This is a genomic window from Microvirga aerophila (genome assembly GCF_003332305.1).
GTDB classification, from domain to species: domain Bacteria; phylum Pseudomonadota; class Alphaproteobacteria; order Rhizobiales; family Beijerinckiaceae; genus Microvirga; species Microvirga aerophila.
Map to the genome: position 1 here is coordinate 17,024 of NZ_QOIO01000006.1, position 15,470 is coordinate 32,493.

Genomic DNA, 15,470 nt, shown 5'->3' on the forward strand with positions numbered 1-15,470 from the left:
TGCTGGGACCCGAGAGCCTGACGTCAGGCTCTCGTGTTCGGCAGCACGAAGGTGATTGCCGCCGCCAGCACGAGATAGGCCGCAAAGCCCAGGCTGATCGCCGCGATGCTCACATTGGCGTCCAGGAGCACTCCTGCGCCGACCGGACCCAGGGCCGACGCCGCCACCATGAAGGCTCCCGCGAGAGCGCGGATCTTGCCCAGATGATGTGTGCCGAAGAGTTCCGCCAGAACCGCCGCGATGACTACGTTGGTGCAGCCGGATGTCAGGCCGACGAGACCGAAGAATACAAGCGCCAGGGCCGGACCGCTGAACCCCGCCAGGGCCACGGATGCGGCGATCATGCCGAAAAGGTAGAAGTGACTGAGGCGAATCGCCCCGAAGCGATCGATGAGGATGCCCGCCGTCATAGTCACGGCCACGGACACCAGGGCAAAGAGCGTGATGCTGCTCGCCAGAAGCTCCAGGGGCCAGCCCTTCACGTCGGCGATGTAGCGCTGGTGGAAGAAGTACGCGGTCATGATGGCCGGATAGCCGATCATGGTGGGAATCAGAGCAAGGAACCGCCAGTCCCGCAGGATGTCGATCCAGCGCGGGCCGGCTTCGTGCTGACCGAGCGCCTGTGTGGCTTTCGGGAGGTCTCGATCCCGGGCTCTCAAAACGAATCCCAGAAGCCAGCCGGCAAGAAGAGCCACGATGATGATCGCGGCGGCGATCCGCCAGGTGCCCGTCCAGCCGAACGTAGCGATGAGCACGAGGGCGATGCCCGGAAGGGTTGCTTCGCCTGTCGGGAACCCGAGGGTCGCGACCCCGACCGCCCTGCCGCGGATGCCCTCCGCAAGGCGGGCCGTGCTCATCACGCCCGCATGGCTCAGCATTCCCTGTCCGCACAAGCGCAGGAAGAAAAGGCTCAGGCCCAGCATGACGAGGTTCGGGGCCAGCGAGAGGCTGACGGCTGCGGCCGCCAGCCCGAGCAGCGCCACCGTTGCGTAAAGACGGACATCGACCCGATCGATGACGCTGCCGACCCAGATCATCAACAGTCCCGAGGACAAGGTGGCGACGGAGTAGATCAGCCCGAAGGTGCCGTTCGTGAGGCCGAAGGCGTCACGGATGTTCGGTCCCGACAGGGAGATGAAGAAAGTCTGCCCAAAGGAGGACAGAAACGTCAGTGCGAAGCCAAGGCCGATGACACGGCCGTGTCGCACGATCAGTTCATAAAGTTTCATCGGATCGGGAAGCGTGAAGGGCGCCTTAGTGGCAAGGCTGTTGTTACAGCATGGCGAAGGCCGGGCCGGAATGCCAGCGCCGATCCAAGGACCGCCCTATATCCCAGGGCAAATCCCGGTCCACCACAAGGAAACGTCGACAACCATTGACCCCGGTGGCTCCGCAACACTAGATGCCGCCTTAATGCCGCGATCCTGTCGGCACCCTCCCATCCGCTCATCTAGGAGAACCATTGATGACCAACTGGCCCGTCCATGGCCGCATCACCGGCCCGATCGTCATGATCGGCTTCGGCTCGATCGGCAAAGGCATGCTGCCCTTGATCGAGCGCCATTTCGAATACGACAAGAGCCGCTTCGTGGTCATCGACCCCAACGATGCCGACCGCCATCTGCTCGACGAGCGGGGGATCAAGTTCGTCCATGCGGCCGTGACGCGGGAGAACTATCGCGATCTTCTCGCGCCGCTTCTGACCGCAGGCGCTGGTCAGGGCTTCTGCGTCAACGTCTCGGTCGACATCTCGTCCCGGGCCGTCATGGAACTGTGCCGCGAACTCGGAGCGCTCTACGTCGATACCGTCGCCGAGCCCTGGGCCGGCTTCTATTTCGACAAGAGCGCCGGTCCCGGGGCCCGCACCAACTATGCCCTGCGTGAGGACATTCTCGATGCGCGCCGCCAGAAGCCTGGCGGCACCACGGCGGTCTCGTGCTGCGGCGCCAATCCGGGCATGGTGTCCTGGTTCGTCAAGCAGGCGCTGCTCAACATCGCGGCCGACCTCGGCATGAAGGTCGAGGAGCCCAAGTCCCGCGAGGAATGGGCCCGCCTCATGCAGCAGGTCGGCGTGAAGGGTATCCACATCGCCGAGCGCGACACCCAGCGCGCCACGTCCGAAAAGCCCATGGGCGTGTTCGTGAACACGTGGTCGGTGGAAGGCTTCGTGTCGGAGGGCGTGCAACCCGCAGAGCTGGGCTGGGGCACGCACGAGACATGGATGCCCGAGAACGGGCGCACGCACGAGAAGGGCAGCCAGGCGGCGATCTATCTGCTTCAGCCCGGCGCCAACACGCGCGTTCGCACCTGGTGCCCCACGCCTGGGCCGCAATACGGCTTCCTGGTCACGCACAACGAGGCGATTTCCATCGCCGACTTCTTCACCGTGCGCGAAAACGGCAAGGCCGTGTATCGGCCGACCTGCCATTACGCCTATCATCCGTGCAACGAGGCCGTTCTCTCGCTGCACGAGATGTTCGGCGATGCCGGGCGCGTGCAGGAGAAGCATCACATCCTCACCGAGAACGAAATCGTGGACGGCGTCGATGAACTCGGCGTGCTGCTCTACGGCCACGGCAAGAACGCGTATTGGTACGGCTCGCAGCTCTCAATCGAGGAAACCCGCAAACTCGCGCCCTACCAGAACGCCACCGGCCTTCAGGTCACGTCCGCGGTGCTCGCCGGCATGGTCTGGGCGCTCGAAAACCCGGATGCGGGCATCGTCGAGGCGGACGAGGTCGACTTCCGCCGCTGCCTCGAGGTGCAGACGCCGTATCTCGGCCCGGTGGTTGGCGTCTACACGGACTGGACACCCCTCGATGGCCGCCCGGGTTTCTTCCAGGAAGACATCGACACCTCCGACCCGTGGCAGTTCCGGAACGTGCTGGTGCGGTAACAACACGCGGCATGGCCGGCCTTGAGCCGGCCATGCAGGTCTTCTATGCCCTGATGAAACACGGCGTGGATCACCGGGCGCAGGCCCGCCCGACCAAGAACGGAGAAAGCCGGAATGCCGCATTTCGAGGAATTCTACGCCGACAAGCTCCGGGGCGCGCTTGGGGTCACGGATGCGGAATCCGTGCTCGATCTGCGCGGTGCATCACGCGAGCAAGCGGCGGCCTCGATTCAGGACATGCTGGAACGAAGCCGCTTCGCACAGAGCAAATCGGTCGCCATCCGCCTCGCGCCGCCGCCGGAAGGGGGCGGAGAGACCCTGTTCCAGCCCGTCGGAAAGGCGCTGCTCGAAGCGAAGAAGCGCGGCTGGATCGAGCGCCTGCAGACCCTGCCGGCCCAGGATGGGTTGGGGTTTTACGTGGTGCTGGCCGGAAAGCCCGAAACCGAACGCTAGCGCATCGTGCGGAAAAGTGGACCCGGTTTTCCGCTCAATACGATGTGCTGCTTGAGAGCGGAGCATCGGACCCAAAAGTGGGTCCGATGCTCTAAGCCTGAGCGCGGGCGGCCGCCCGCCCGCGAGGCCGCCGCAGGCTGCGCAGGAAGCCTGCCAGCAGCAGAATGCCGCCCCAGACCGCCACGAACCCGATCGCGGCCGACAGGAGCCCTTCCTCGGTGACGGGCACCGCAGGCTCGAAATCGCGATAGGCGGCTTCCATGACGTCCAGGTCCCCGTCCCGGACCATGGTGGCGACCCGTGCGAAGGGGCCGGCCTGGATCATGGCCTGGCGGTGGGCGTCGAGCCGTCCCAGGCGTTCCACATTGCCCTGCATGGCCACGCCCTGGCGGCTGACGAGATCGTCCGGGTTGCCCCGCAGGCGGGCAATCGCGCCGTCCCGTGTCTCGCCGTTGGCCTGGGCGTCGTTGTCGAAGCGGGCAATGACCTGGTTGAGCTCGTCGATCGCGCCCCCGAGCCTCTGCCGATATTGCTGTGAAAATTCAGGGCCTTGCGAGGCCACGACCCCGCCCATGAGTCCAAGCCCGAAAGCCACGATACGGATGATTCGGGACAAGACGCCACCTCCTCATGACTCAAGAGCTTGGCCGATATCTTGTTCCGTGACCTCGTCCAGTGGTTTGGGGACCTTGTAGGCTCGTGTCTTCGCCCCAGGCTCCATCACCAGGATCACGGTTTCGATGCCCGGACACCCCGGATCGGCGCAGACGATCTCATTGACGGCAAATGCCGTGTCGTCCGGCGCCCGGAGCGCTGCCCGGGTCCAATCCTTCACCTGCTGGACCGCCTGCCTGTCCGGTTTGGAGCGGCCGAACGCATCCTTGAGAAAAGCACCGAGACGCATGGGGAGCTAGGTTGGAAGGGTCAGGATGCCGCCCTGTCCATCCGCGCAGCCGAAGGCGAGGCGTCGGCCAGCCTTGTCCCAGGCCATGGCCGTGACGCCGCTATCCTGCACGGCCGGGCGCACGAGCAGCTCGGACGCATCGTTCAGGCGGATGAGCAGGATGCAGCCATCCTCGTAGCCGACGGCCAGCACATAAGTGTTCGGATGAAAAGCGACGCGGCTGACCTTGGCGTGACGCACGCCGCATTCCCGCGGCTGCTTGCCCATGGGGCCTTCCTTCGATTCGAAGGGCCACACGATGGCGGCCTCCGCCCCGGAGGTGGCGAGCCATTTGCCGTCGCCGGACCAGGAGAGCGAGCGCGTCTTCGACGGGTAGCCGCTCATGCGCATGTGTCCCTTGTCGGGGATCAGGCGCCAGCCGTGAAGGGCATTCTCCTGCATGGAGGTCACCACGAATCGCGCGTCAGGCGACCAGGTGATGTCGAGGTGGGACCCCTTCCATTCCAACACCTCGGGCTTGGCCTCGACGTTGGGGAACCACAGGGTTGCGCCGTTATAGTGCGAAATCGCGAGCCGGTATCCCTTGGGCGCGAAGGAGAGGCCGCGGGCCGTGGTGGGCACCTCAAGGGTCTTCTCCCGTCCCCGGTCGTCATGGGCGATGACGCGCTTGCCGGCCCCGTAGGCGAAAGCGCCGCCCGAGCTGATCGCCAGCGAGTCGATCCAGGCGCCCTTGGTTTGCGCCAGCGTCTTCGTGGAGCCGTCCTGGCCGGTCACGGCGACGCGGCCGTCATCGCCGCCCGTGACGAAGCGCTCGCCGTCGCTGGCCGCCACCAGAATGCCCGCATCCGGATGCGCCTCGACCCGGTGCGTCTCCGCATCCTTTGCCAGCAGGACGCCGCCGTCGGTCAAGCCGAACGCGACGGTGCCTTTGAGCCAGCCGACGGCCGTGACATGCGCCCCGGCATTCACCGGGACGACGCTTTGGGTCAGAGACGGAGCAGTTCCAGCAGTCATTCGGGCAATCCCTCCGGGGGAGCCGTAGCACGGTCTCTAATGATCATGACAGATAGGACACCCATATTGCGATGTGTAAATTTCATGAATGGGACAGGTGGCGATCACTGGGTCATTCCCGCCTATCGAACCTTCCTCAATCGCACGAGTGTGCTCAAGCCGAAATTCCTGGAGCATAAGGCAGAAGTGATCGAGCCGGCGTATGATCAACTCGTCAGGCGGCGTGTAGTCGAGCCGCTCCCAGCCGGTTTTCGTCATGGCAAGCCGTACCGCCGAGAGCATGAAATCTTCATCGGCTGCTATCGTTTCGGCTTTCCACGGCATGTCGGCGATGTCGAACCCCGCAAAACCGTGGCCGAGGATGGCCTGATCTTGTGACGCGATCCAAGCCGCGAACTCTTTATGGCGTCTTGTCTCGGCCGCCAGGGAGGACGCAATGGACAGGACAGAGACAAAAACCGACATAAGGCCATTGCTCATCCTTATAGGGTCCATATCCGGACGAGCGCCGTATGTTATTTGGTTAGCCACTGTCCTGTCGAACAGGTCACGTCCGGGCGCTGCGCCGCCTCAAGCCGCGCAGGCCAGAAACCCTTCGCGGATGGCCTTCTCGTTCAGGTCGCGGCCGATGAACACCACCTTGGAGTCCCGCTTCTCGCCGGGCTTCCAATCACTCTGCACGTCGCCATCGAGGATCATGTGCACGCCCTGGAAAACGAAGCGCTTCGGCTCGTTCGGAAAGGCCACGATGCCCTTGCAGCGCAGGATGTTGGGGCCCTCGACCTGCGTGAGGTTCGAGATCCACGGCATGAACTTCTCGGGATCCACTTCGCCGTCGATCTTCATCGACACGGACTGCATGTCCTCGTCGTGATGGTGATGGTGGCCTTCCTCGAGGAAGTCGGGCTCGAGCTCGATGATGCGGTCGAGATCGAAGGCCTTGCGGTCGAGGACTTCATCGATCGGGATGGCGCAGTTCTGCGTCCGGTGGACTTTGGCATAGGGGTTGATGGCGCGGATGCGAGCTTCGACCTCGTCGAGCTCCTGCGGGCTCACGAGATCGATCTTGTTGAGGATGATCACGTCCGCGAAGGCGATCTGGTTCTTGGCCTCCGGCGCGTCCTTCAGGCGGTCCGAGAGCCACTTGGCGTCGGCCACCGTCACCACCGCGTCGAGTCGCGCGGTGTCGGACACGTCCTGGTCCATGAAGAAGGTCTGGGCCACCGGCGCGGGGTCGGCGAGGCCGGTGGTCTCGACGATGATGGCGTCGAACTTGCCCTTGCGCTTCATGAGCCCGTCGAGGATGCGGATCAGGTCGCCGCGCACGGTGCAGCAGATGCAGCCGTTGTTCATCTCGAACACTTCCTCGTCGGCGCCGACCACGAGTTCGTTGTCGATGCCGATCTCGCCGAACTCGTTGACGATCACGGCGTATTTCTTGCCGTGCTGCTCCGTGAGGATCCGATTGAGGAGCGTGGTCTTTCCGGCGCCGAGATAGCCGGTGAGAACGGTAACTGGAAGCTTATCGGACATGGGATATTCCAAGGGCACGTTGGACGAAGGACCATCCCCATCGGGGAGGCGGAAACCTGGTCAGCTCGACAGGGCCGTGCTGAAGGCTCTTATATTGTGTCGCATCATCTCAATGTAAGTCCCGGCTTGGCCGTTCTCATCCGAGAGAGCGTCTGAATAGACCCGCTCGCCGATCCTGGCGCCGGTTTCCTTTGCGATGCGCTCCATCAGCCGCGCATCCGAAACGTTCTCCACGAACACCGCCTTGATGTTCTGGCGCCTGATCTGCTGGATGATCCTGGCCACGTCCTTGGCCGAAGCCTCGGCGTCGGTGGACACGCCCTGGGGAGCCACGAAGTCGATCCCGTAGGCATCCTCGAAGTAGCGGAATGCGTCGTGGGACGTGATGATCTTACGGCGATCGGCCGGAATGCGCGCGACCAGCCCTTTGATTTCCTGTTCGAGCTCGTCGAGTTTCTTGAGATAGTCGGCGGCATTCGCCTCGTAGGCGGCTTTACCGCTCTGATCGGCTGCGATCAGGGCGTCGCGGATGTTGGCCACATAGATCTTCGCATTGCCGATGCTCTGCCACGCATGGGGATCGGAGTTTCCGTGGGCGTGACCATGGTCATGTCCGGCCGCCGCCTCCTTCAGGGCCTTCACGCCCTTGGCGGCTTCCACCGCCGGAGCCTTGGTGCCGGAGGATTTGACCAGGCGGTCGATCCACCCTTCGAACTTGAGGCCGTTGGTGAAGACGATGTTCGCCTCCGTGAGTCGTCGGCCGTCGGCCGGGGAGGGGGAGTAGACGTGCGCGTCCCCGTTCGGGCCGACCAGGGTCGTGACCTCCACCCGGTCGCCGCCCACATTGCGCACGAGATCGCCCAGGATCGAGAAGGTAGCCACCACCTTCAGCTTGTCGGCCGTCTGGGCGGCTGCGGGCAGCGCCGTGCCGGCCATGACAAGCCCGGTGAGCAGCGCCATGGCGTTCCTGCGAGTCAGCATTGCTTTGAACCTTTCTGGTGGTCTGGTGTCAGGCTTCGAGATGCTTGCCGGGCCATGCGAGCCACAGCAGGCCGCCTTCGCGGCCGAGGATGAGCGAGCCCACGTAGACGATGCCCGCGGACAGGATGATGGCCGGTCCTGCCGGGAGTTCGGCGTGGAAGGACAGAAGCAGGCCGCTGATGCCTGAAACGATCCCGATCAGGACCGACAGGATCATCATCATGGTGATATCGCTGCTCCAAAACCGGGCTGCAGCAGCCGGCAGCATCATCATGCCGACGGCCAGAAGCGTGCCCAGGGCATGGAAACCGCCCACGAGGTTGAGGACGACGAGGCCGAGGAAAATGAGGTGGGTGGGCGTCCCGGCGCGGCTGACCGAGCGCAGGAAGGTGGGATCGACGCATTCGAGCACCAGGGGACGATAGAGCACCGCCAGAGCCAGGAACGTCACGGTCGAGATGGAGGCGAGCAGCAGCAGGGCGTTGTCGTCGAGCGCCAGCACGGTGCCGAAGAGCACGTGCAGCAGGTCCACGTTGGAGCCGCGCAGGGACACGATGGTGACGCCGAGCGCCAGGGACAGGAGGTAGAAGGCCGCAAGCGACGCATCCTCCTTCAGGGACGTGAAGCGGGACACGAGACCCGCCGCAACCGCCACGATCACGCCCGCGAACAGGCCGCCAACGGTCAGAGCCGGCAGCGAAAGCCCGGCGAACAGGTAGCCGATGGCGGCGCCTGGCAGGATGGCGTGCGCCATGGCGTCCCCGGTCAGGCTCATGCGCCGGAGCATCAGGAAGACCCCGATGGGACCGCCGCCCAGCGCGATGGCGATGACGCCCACAACGGCGCGCTGCATGAATTCGAATTCGCCGAAGGGGCTGTAGAACAGCTCAAGCATGGGGCTCACAATGTCTTGGCGCGTCACGCCGCGCCGCGATAGCACGCGCTGGCGTGAGGATCGTAGGCCTCCACCATGCGGCGGGCCTTCAAGAGGTTCTCGGCGCTGAGCACGCCGCTCGTTTCGCCCCAGGCCACCGGCTCGCGGGCGATGAGCAGGGTCTGCGGGAAGACGCGCTTGACGAGGTCGAGATCGTGCAGGACAGCCACCACCGTGCGGTCCTCCGCATGCCAGCGGCGCACCACGTCGAGGAGGTCGGCGGTGGTCTTGGCGTCAATGGCCGTGAAGGGCTCGTCCAGCAGGATCACGGGAGAATCCTGGAGCAGGAGGCGCGCGAAGAGCGCGCGCTGCATCTGGCCACCGGACAGGGTCGAGATGGAGCGACGCTCGAAGCCGATGAGCCCAACGGCCGCCAGCGCCTGCTCGATCCGGGTTCGGTCCTTGCGGCTGACGCTGCCGAAGAGGCCCGACCGGGACCACAGCCCCATGGCGACGAGATCATAGACCGAGAGCGGAAAGGAACGGTCGATTTCCGCGGCCTGCGGAAGGTACGCGATGGCTGCGTTGGCCGCGCCGCCGAGACGGATCTGCCCCTCGAGGGGGCGCAGGGTTCCGACGATGCCCTTGAGAAGGGTCGACTTGCCGGCCCCGTTCGGCCCGACCACGGCGGTCAGGCTGCCGGCGGCGATCTCGCCGTCCAGATGGTGCACGGCCGGCCGGCGGCCATAGCCGAGGGTCACCTCGTCGAAGCGAATGGCGGTCGTGGTCATGCGAGAACCAAGAAAACGAGAAGCCAAAGAACACCCAGGACAACGCCCGCCCCGGCAATGCGCTCCCAGGCCGACAGGCGCAGGAGCGAGAAGGACGGGGTGGATGCGATCGCCCGAGCCGGGTGGTGATGGTGGTGATCACGGTGCATGGCATTCAGTATAATATACGCCCACCCGATGGCTAGGGGTTGGGGCGTATATTATACGCATTTTTTGATTGAATGCCGTTTGGAACGCAACCCTAGAAGGCGGGATGATGCTGGTAGAGCCAGGTTTCGCTCAAGACCTCGTCCCCATTGCGCAGGTAGCAGCGCATTTCCACCGGATCGGTTCCCGTGACCGAAAGGTCGAACTGGGTGCGCCAGTGGCCCGGCACGTTGTTGGGCACGGCCTCGGTCAGGATATTGGCGAACTCGCCCCGGGAGGCGGAGAGGACAGGTCTCGGGATGACGCCGTTCGGGAGGTTGGTCAGCGGAGCGCCGACGAACTCCACCATGAACTTGCGAATACCCTTGGGCCGCGCCGTGCCGGCCTGCCCGCCGTTGCCGAAGCGGGTCGCCACCACCCGGGCCAAGGGTGTCGGGTAGGGCTCTTCGGCCGACCAGTGCATCCGGTAGAGGAACTCGAATGACTGACCGGCCCGCGCCGGTTCGGCCGGCACCCACATGGCCACGATGTTGTCGTGGATCTCGTCGTCGGTGGGAATCTCGACGAGCTGAATCGTGCCTCTGCCCCATGAGCCCTGCGGCTCGATCCACAGGGAGGGGCGGCGGTCGTAATAGACCCCATCGAGATAGTGGTCGAAGTTGCGGTCACGCTGGAGCAGGCCGAAGCCTTTCGGGCTATCGTCCGTAAAGGCCGAGGTGACGATCCGCGGCGGGTTGTTGAGGGGGCGCCAGATCCGCTCGCCCGTGCCGGTCCACATGGCAAGCCCATCGGAATCGTGGATTTCCGGACGCCAGTCGACGGCGGTGGTCTTGGCCTTCTCCGAGTACCAGTACATGGAGGTGAGCGGCGCGATCCCGAGGCGGCTTACGTCCTGACGCAGGAAGACCGCGCTTTCGATGTTCATGATGATCGCCGCCGCCCGCTGCATGACGAAACGGTAGGCTCCCGTCACGCTCGGGCCGTCCAGGAGAGCGTAGAGGATTACCGTATCGGAGCCGGGCTGCGGGGTCTCGAAATACACGTGGGTGAAGTCGGGGAACTCCTCGTTCTTGCCGAACACCGCCACGTCCACCGCAAGGCCACGCGCCGACAGGCCATACTGGTAGAGTTCGCCGATCGCGCGGAAGTAGGAGGCCCCCAGGAAGGCGACCCAGTCGTTCTTGCGCCAGTCCAGCTTGCCGTTGCGGGCCTCCTGGTAGCGAAAGCCGGCAAAACCCGAATTGTCCGGCAGCTTGCGGGCCGGCGAGTCCGCCGGCATGTCGAAATAATCGCTGTCGTAGATGATCTCGCGCGCCTGGCCCTGTTCGACCGTATGCATGCGCACCGGCCGCTGGAAGAAGCGTCCGAGATGGAAGAACGTGACTGGGAATTCGCTGGGTCCGTTGGCCCAGAGCGCCAGATCGGTCTTGAACCTGATCTTGCCGTGGGCGTCATAGTCGATCTGTTCGAGGACCTCCGGCGACGGGCGGGGAGGGGCCACATAGGCGGCCTTGGCCATCGCCTCGGCCCGTGCCTTCAGGGCTTCGTACGAGAAGGGGGCCGGAGCGCCCGTTTTCAGGCCCTGCTGCGCCAAAGCCGTTGTGGAAAACCCGCTGGCCGCGAGGCCTGCGGTAGCGGTTGCGAACTGGAGAAACTGGCGACGATCGATCATGGCGCTATGTTTTAAGCTTGTGATGGCCGAGACCCCTACCGACCAAGGTGGCAGGATTAAGTCACTCATAACCTCTTGAGAATTCTGCGTCAGCCGCCAAACTACGTCCGCACACAGGCGCCGCCCGATCGGCGTCGATAACAGGGAGTACGCCATGCGTTCCATCTTCAAGCGCCACCTCGTCGGCGCGGCTGCCGCTCTTGCGCTTGCAGGCGCGAGCCTTCCGGCCCAGGCCCAGGACTTCATCAACGTCCTGACCGGCGGCACCTCCGGGGTCTATTACCCGCTCGGCGTGGCCATCTCCAAAGTCTTCACCGACAAGGTCAAGGGCAGCCGTCCTTCAGTCCAGGCCACCAAGGCTTCCGTTGAAAACCTCACGCTTCTCCAGCAGGGCAAGGGCGAGATCGGCTTCACCCTCGGCGACAGCCTGGCGCTCGGCTGGGCCGGCGACGAGGAGGCGGGCTTCAAGACCAAGCTCGACAAGCTGCGCGGCATGACGGCCATCTATCCCAATTACATCCAGATCGTGGCCTCCAAGGAATCCGGCATCAAGACGCTGGCGGATCTCAAGGGCAAGCGTCTGTCGGTCGGCGCGCCGAAATCCGGCACGGAGCTCAACGCCCGGGCGATCCTCCAGGGCGCGGGCCTCACCTACAAGGATCTCGGCAAGGTCGAGTATCTGCCCTTCGGCGAATCCGTCGAGCTCATGAAGAACCGTCAGCTCGACGCCACCCTGCAGTCGGCGGGACTGGGTGTCTCGTCCATCCGCGACCTCGCCACCTCGGTGCCGATCGTCGTTGTGGAAATCCCGGCCGACGTAGTCCAGAAAGTCGGATCTCCCTATATCGGCGCCAACATCCCGGCCGGCACCTATGAGGGCCAGACGGCTGCCGTGCCGACCGCCGCCGTGGTCAACTACCTCGTGACCCATTCGGGCGTGAAGGACGAGACTGTCTACCAGATGACCAAGGCCATCTATGAGAGCCTGCCGGATCTCGCCGCAGCGCACGCGGCCGCCCGCGACATCAAGCTGGAGAGCGCCCTCACCGGAATGCCGGTCCCGATGCATCCGGGCGCGCAGCGCTACTTCGACGAGAAGGGCATCAAGAAACAGGGTTCCTAAACCCTTAGACCTATTTGACAATACAGCCGGGGCGGGCCAACTGCTCCGGCTTTTCCATGTCCAGTACATAAAACCAATAAGAGAGGCAGCGCCATGAGCCAGGGTGTGAACGCGTCGGAAATCGCCAAGATGGAAGCGCCCTCCGAGGCTGTGAACCCGGAACATGGCCTCCCGGAGAGTTTCGGCGAAGGCATCTTCGGCAGAACCTTGTTCTGGATCGCGGTCGCCTTCTCGATCTTTCAGATCGTCACCTCCTTCGGCATCCCCTTGGACAGGCCTTTCCTGGGGAGCGTGACGCTCCTCCACTTCCTGATGGTGGCGCTGGTCGCGTGGGCCGGGTGGCTCATCCTGAAGGGCGTGCGCCGGCGCAACGTTCTCGACGGCGCGCTGGCCTGGATCGCCGTCGCGGCGGCGTTCGGACTGATCCTCTATTTCGGCGGCTCCCTTCCGAGCCAGGTGGTCCGCGCGCTCCACGTAGGTTTCCTGTGCCTGGTCGCAGGCGCAATGATCGGCAACCACAGGGCGACCTCGTCCACGGGCCGCGCGCTCGGATGGGGCATCGGCATCGCGGGCTTTGCGGTCGGTCTCTATCAATGGGTCCTTTACAACGATCTCGTTGTGCGCGCCGGTGAGCTGACGCAGGCCGACATGATCTTCGGCATCGCGGCTCTCGTGATCCTGATCTATCTCGTCTGGCAGGTCATGGGCATCGCGCTGCCCATCGTGGCCTGCACGTTCCTGGCCTACTGCCTCCTGGGCCACCTGCTGCCCACGCCCCTCGACCATCGCGGCTACACGCTCGAGCAGGTGATCGAGCACATGTCGTTCGGAACGGAAGGCATCTATGCGGTGCCCACTCTGGTGTCGGCCACCTACATCTTCCTGTTCATCCTGTTCGGCGCCTTCATGGAAAAGGCCGGCGTCATCGACTTCTTCAACGACATCTCCATGGCGGTCTTTGGCGACAAGAAGGGCGGGCCCGGCAAGGTCTGCGTCGCCTCGTCGGCTCTCATGGGCACCGTCTCGGGCTCCGGCGTCGCCAACGTGGTGGCGTCCGGCCAGTTCACCATCCCGCTCATGAAGCGCTTCGGCTTCCCATCGGCCTTCGCGGGCGGCGTCGAGGCGACATCCTCCATGGGCGGTCAGATCATGCCTCCCGTCATGGGCGCGGTGGCCTTCATCATGGCCGAGACCATCGACGTGCCGTACTCCAAGATCGTCGAGGCGGCGATCATTCCGGCAATCCTCTATTTCGGGGCCTGCTATCTGGCGGTGCATCTCGAGGCCGGCAAGCGCAACCTTCATGGGTTGCCTAAGAACGAACTGCCCAACGCCTGGACCGAGCTGAAGAAGAATTGGTTTCTGATCACCCCACTCGGCGTTCTCGTTTATCTGCTCTTTGCGGGCTACACCCCGCTTTTTGCCGGCGCGGTAGGCCTGTCCCTGACGGTTGCTCTCATCCTCGGCACGGCCATTGCGGCTGGCCTTGCGGTGCCGGCCCTGCGGGTCGCCTTCTGGGTTGCTCTCGCGCTGATCTCGGCGGCCTCCCTGGCCGCGAGCGTCACGCTGGTTCTCGTGGTCGTAGCATTGCTTTCGATCTGGAACGCCTTTTCGGGACGAGGGCGCCTCACCCTTCAGGCCTGCGTGGACGCCATGGCGGACGGGGCGCGTCAGGCGCTGCCGGTGGGCCTCGCCTGCGCGGTGGTCGGCATCGTGATCGGCACCATGACGTTAACGGGTCTCGGCACCATCGTGGGCACCTGGATGATCTCCATCGGCAAGGACAACATGTTCCTGGCGCTTGTTCTCACCATGGTGTTCAGCCTGATCCTCGGCATGGGCATCCCGACGATCCCGAACTACATCATCACGTCGTCGCTGGCCGCCCCGATCCTCCTGAACCTGGATGTGCCGCTCATCGTCTCGCACATGTTCGTGTTCTACTTCGGCATCATGGCGGACCTGACGCCGCCCGTGGCGCTGGCAGCCTTCGCGGCGGCTCCCATGGCGAAGGTGTCGGGGCTGAAGATCGGCATACAGGCGGTCAAGATCGCCTTGCCGGGCTTCATCGTACCCTACATGGCGGTCTACGATCCAACCCTGATGCTGCAGCCGGTGCCGGGGCTTGAGGGCGCAAGCTATTGGCTCGCGGTCGTCTACATCGTCGTCAAGGCGGCGCTCGCGCTCACCCTTTGGGGCGTGGCGGCCATCGGCTATTTCCTGACGCCCCTGTCCTGGTGGGAGCGTCTCTGGGCGGCGGCCGCGGCGGCCTTCCTGGTGCTGGCCGTCCCGATCACCGACGAGGTTGGCTTTGGGCTCGCAGCACTCTTCATCGGCTATCATATCTGGCGCACGCGCCGGGCCGCCGCGCCTGCGATCAGCGGATGATCTGCCTCGTGGCGGGCTCTACGGTCGCGCCCCTGCTGGCGGGCGCGATCACCCTGGCCTGGACGCACTCGGTCGAGAAGATTGCCTGGGAGGAGGATTGGCGTGCAACGCCTGCCGGCCTTGAACTTGTGGAGGCTCGGGTCCGGGGCTCCGGGGCGGGCATGGAGCCGCCACCGGAGGCGCGGCTTGTCGATGGGGTATGGAAATGGCGACCGGTCTTGGCGCCTCAGGGGTCGATCGTCATGCGGCGCTCGGGCGCGACCACGGATTGGCGGATCTGCATTTCGGGCCGGTGCCGACCCATGGAGGCTTATGTGCCGGCCGCGGCGGACCCGGTGCTCATGAAGGCGTGCGAGGGCTGATCAAGCGTTTCCGCTGAGTGGCTCGACGGCGGTGCAGCGACGCCAGAGCTGGACCATGAGCCAGGCGCCGAACAGGCAGAAGAGCGCCATCAGCACGTAGCCGAACACAGGCCCAAGCTCGAACAAACCGGCGATCGCCCAGCCGCTCGCGATCGCGACCCCGAACACTTCCGTGCCGATCAAGATCATGATGCTCATGACGGTGATGAAATTGCGCCAGTTGATGGGTTTTGCCTGGGCCAATGTCACGTACTCCATTCCTTGACAGAGGCACTACCCCAAACGCCCCCTCGGGTGCAAGGTGTGCTCTTCTGCCGGTTTTGAGAAGCGGC

Annotated in this window: 17 protein-coding genes; 5 read left to right on the forward strand and 12 right to left on the reverse strand. The window is 64.4% G+C overall.

The annotated features are described in order from the left end of the window. Nucleotides 1–23: 23 nt before the first annotated feature. Nucleotides 24–1,208 carry an MFS transporter gene (locus tag DRB19_RS04350; RefSeq protein ID WP_162815582.1) on the reverse strand — a complete coding sequence of 395 codons (1,185 nt, stop codon included), beginning with the start codon at nucleotides 1,206–1,208 and terminating at the stop codon, nucleotides 24–26. Between the two features lie 257 nt (nucleotides 1,209–1,465). On the opposite strand from DRB19_RS04350, the gene DRB19_RS04355 reads away from it, so the two are divergent. Together DRB19_RS04355 and DRB19_RS04360 are read left to right on the forward strand one after the other, a co-directional pair. Beyond that, on the forward strand, nucleotides 1,466–2,896 hold the full coding sequence (locus tag DRB19_RS04355) for a homospermidine synthase (protein WP_114184822.1): 1,431 nt from the start codon (nucleotides 1,466–1,468) through the stop codon (nucleotides 2,894–2,896). A 114-nt stretch (nucleotides 2,897–3,010) separates the two neighbouring features. Next, nucleotides 3,011–3,349, forward strand: coding sequence for a hypothetical protein (locus DRB19_RS04360; protein WP_114184823.1), 339 nt, complete (start codon nucleotides 3,011–3,013; stop codon nucleotides 3,347–3,349). Between the two features lie 91 nt (nucleotides 3,350–3,440). Here DRB19_RS04360 and DRB19_RS04365 read toward each other — a convergent pair whose 3' ends face one another. The 10 genes from DRB19_RS04365 to DRB19_RS04405 all read right to left on the reverse strand — a co-directional run bounded on the left by DRB19_RS04365 (nucleotide 3,441) and on the right by DRB19_RS04405 (nucleotide 11,265). Continuing rightward, nucleotides 3,441–3,965, reverse strand: a complete 525-nt coding sequence (locus DRB19_RS04365; RefSeq protein WP_114184824.1) for a DUF2937 family protein — start codon at nucleotides 3,963–3,965, stop codon at nucleotides 3,441–3,443. A 12-nt stretch (nucleotides 3,966–3,977) separates the two neighbouring features. Then, nucleotides 3,978–4,253 carry a hypothetical protein gene (locus DRB19_RS04370; RefSeq protein ID WP_114184825.1) on the reverse strand — a complete coding sequence of 92 codons (276 nt, stop codon included), beginning with the start codon at nucleotides 4,251–4,253 and terminating at the stop codon, nucleotides 3,978–3,980. Nucleotides 4,254–4,259: 6 nt separating this feature from the next. Next, complete coding sequence (locus DRB19_RS04375; protein WP_114184826.1) at nucleotides 4,260–5,267, reverse strand: WD40 repeat domain-containing protein; 1,008 nt, start codon at nucleotides 5,265–5,267, stop codon at nucleotides 4,260–4,262. Nucleotides 5,268–5,303: 36 nt separating this feature from the next. Beyond that, nucleotides 5,304–5,732 carry a hypothetical protein gene (locus DRB19_RS04380; RefSeq protein WP_114184827.1) on the reverse strand — a complete coding sequence of 143 codons (429 nt, stop codon included), beginning with the start codon at nucleotides 5,730–5,732 and terminating at the stop codon, nucleotides 5,304–5,306. A 105-nt stretch (nucleotides 5,733–5,837) separates the two neighbouring features. Further along, nucleotides 5,838–6,800, reverse strand: coding sequence for a CobW family GTP-binding protein (locus tag DRB19_RS04385; protein WP_114184828.1), 963 nt, complete (start codon nucleotides 6,798–6,800; stop codon nucleotides 5,838–5,840). Between the two features lie 60 nt (nucleotides 6,801–6,860). Then, nucleotides 6,861–7,781: a metal ABC transporter substrate-binding protein gene (locus tag DRB19_RS04390; RefSeq protein ID WP_114184829.1), complete on the reverse strand. Its 921-nt coding sequence runs from the start codon at nucleotides 7,779–7,781 to the stop codon at nucleotides 6,861–6,863. 28 nt (nucleotides 7,782–7,809) lie between these two features. After that, a complete protein-coding gene (gene aztB, locus DRB19_RS04395) occupies nucleotides 7,810–8,676 on the reverse strand; it encodes a zinc ABC transporter permease AztB (protein ID WP_114184937.1) in 867 nt (288 codons plus the stop codon). Between the two features lie 23 nt (nucleotides 8,677–8,699). Further along, nucleotides 8,700–9,446 (reverse strand): zinc ABC transporter ATP-binding protein AztA, encoded by a 747-nt coding sequence (gene aztA / locus DRB19_RS04400; RefSeq protein ID WP_114184938.1) that lies wholly within the window; start codon nucleotides 9,444–9,446, stop codon nucleotides 8,700–8,702. Further along, complete coding sequence (locus DRB19_RS29750; RefSeq protein ID WP_162815583.1) at nucleotides 9,443–9,595, reverse strand: hypothetical protein; 153 nt, start codon at nucleotides 9,593–9,595, stop codon at nucleotides 9,443–9,445. Before DRB19_RS29750 ends, aztA begins: the two co-directional genes overlap by 4 nt. A gap of 92 nt (nucleotides 9,596–9,687) precedes the next feature. Beyond that, nucleotides 9,688–11,265 carry an OpgD/OpgG family glucan biosynthesis protein gene (locus tag DRB19_RS04405; protein WP_114184830.1) on the reverse strand — a complete coding sequence of 526 codons (1,578 nt, stop codon included), beginning with the start codon at nucleotides 11,263–11,265 and terminating at the stop codon, nucleotides 9,688–9,690. Nucleotides 11,266–11,419: 154 nt separating this feature from the next. Between DRB19_RS04405 and DRB19_RS04410 the strand changes: the two genes are divergently transcribed. From DRB19_RS04410 to DRB19_RS04420, 3 genes are all read left to right on the forward strand, one after another. Further along, entirely contained in the window at nucleotides 11,420–12,388 is a 969-nt protein-coding gene (locus DRB19_RS04410) for a TAXI family TRAP transporter solute-binding subunit (protein WP_114184831.1), read from the forward strand. 93 nt (nucleotides 12,389–12,481) lie between these two features. Then, entirely contained in the window at nucleotides 12,482–14,776 is a 2,295-nt protein-coding gene (locus DRB19_RS04415) for a TRAP transporter permease (protein ID WP_114184832.1), read from the forward strand. An 8-nt stretch (nucleotides 14,777–14,784) separates the two neighbouring features. Beyond that, nucleotides 14,785–15,138 carry a DUF1850 domain-containing protein gene (locus tag DRB19_RS04420; RefSeq protein WP_373867346.1) on the forward strand — a complete coding sequence of 118 codons (354 nt, stop codon included), beginning with the start codon at nucleotides 14,785–14,787 and terminating at the stop codon, nucleotides 15,136–15,138. On the opposite strand, the gene DRB19_RS04425 is transcribed toward DRB19_RS04420, so the two are convergent. Continuing rightward, on the reverse strand, nucleotides 15,139–15,363 hold the full coding sequence (locus tag DRB19_RS04425) for a hypothetical protein (protein WP_114184939.1): 225 nt from the start codon (nucleotides 15,361–15,363) through the stop codon (nucleotides 15,139–15,141). It lies immediately after the preceding gene. Nucleotides 15,364–15,470: the final 107 nt, after the last annotated feature.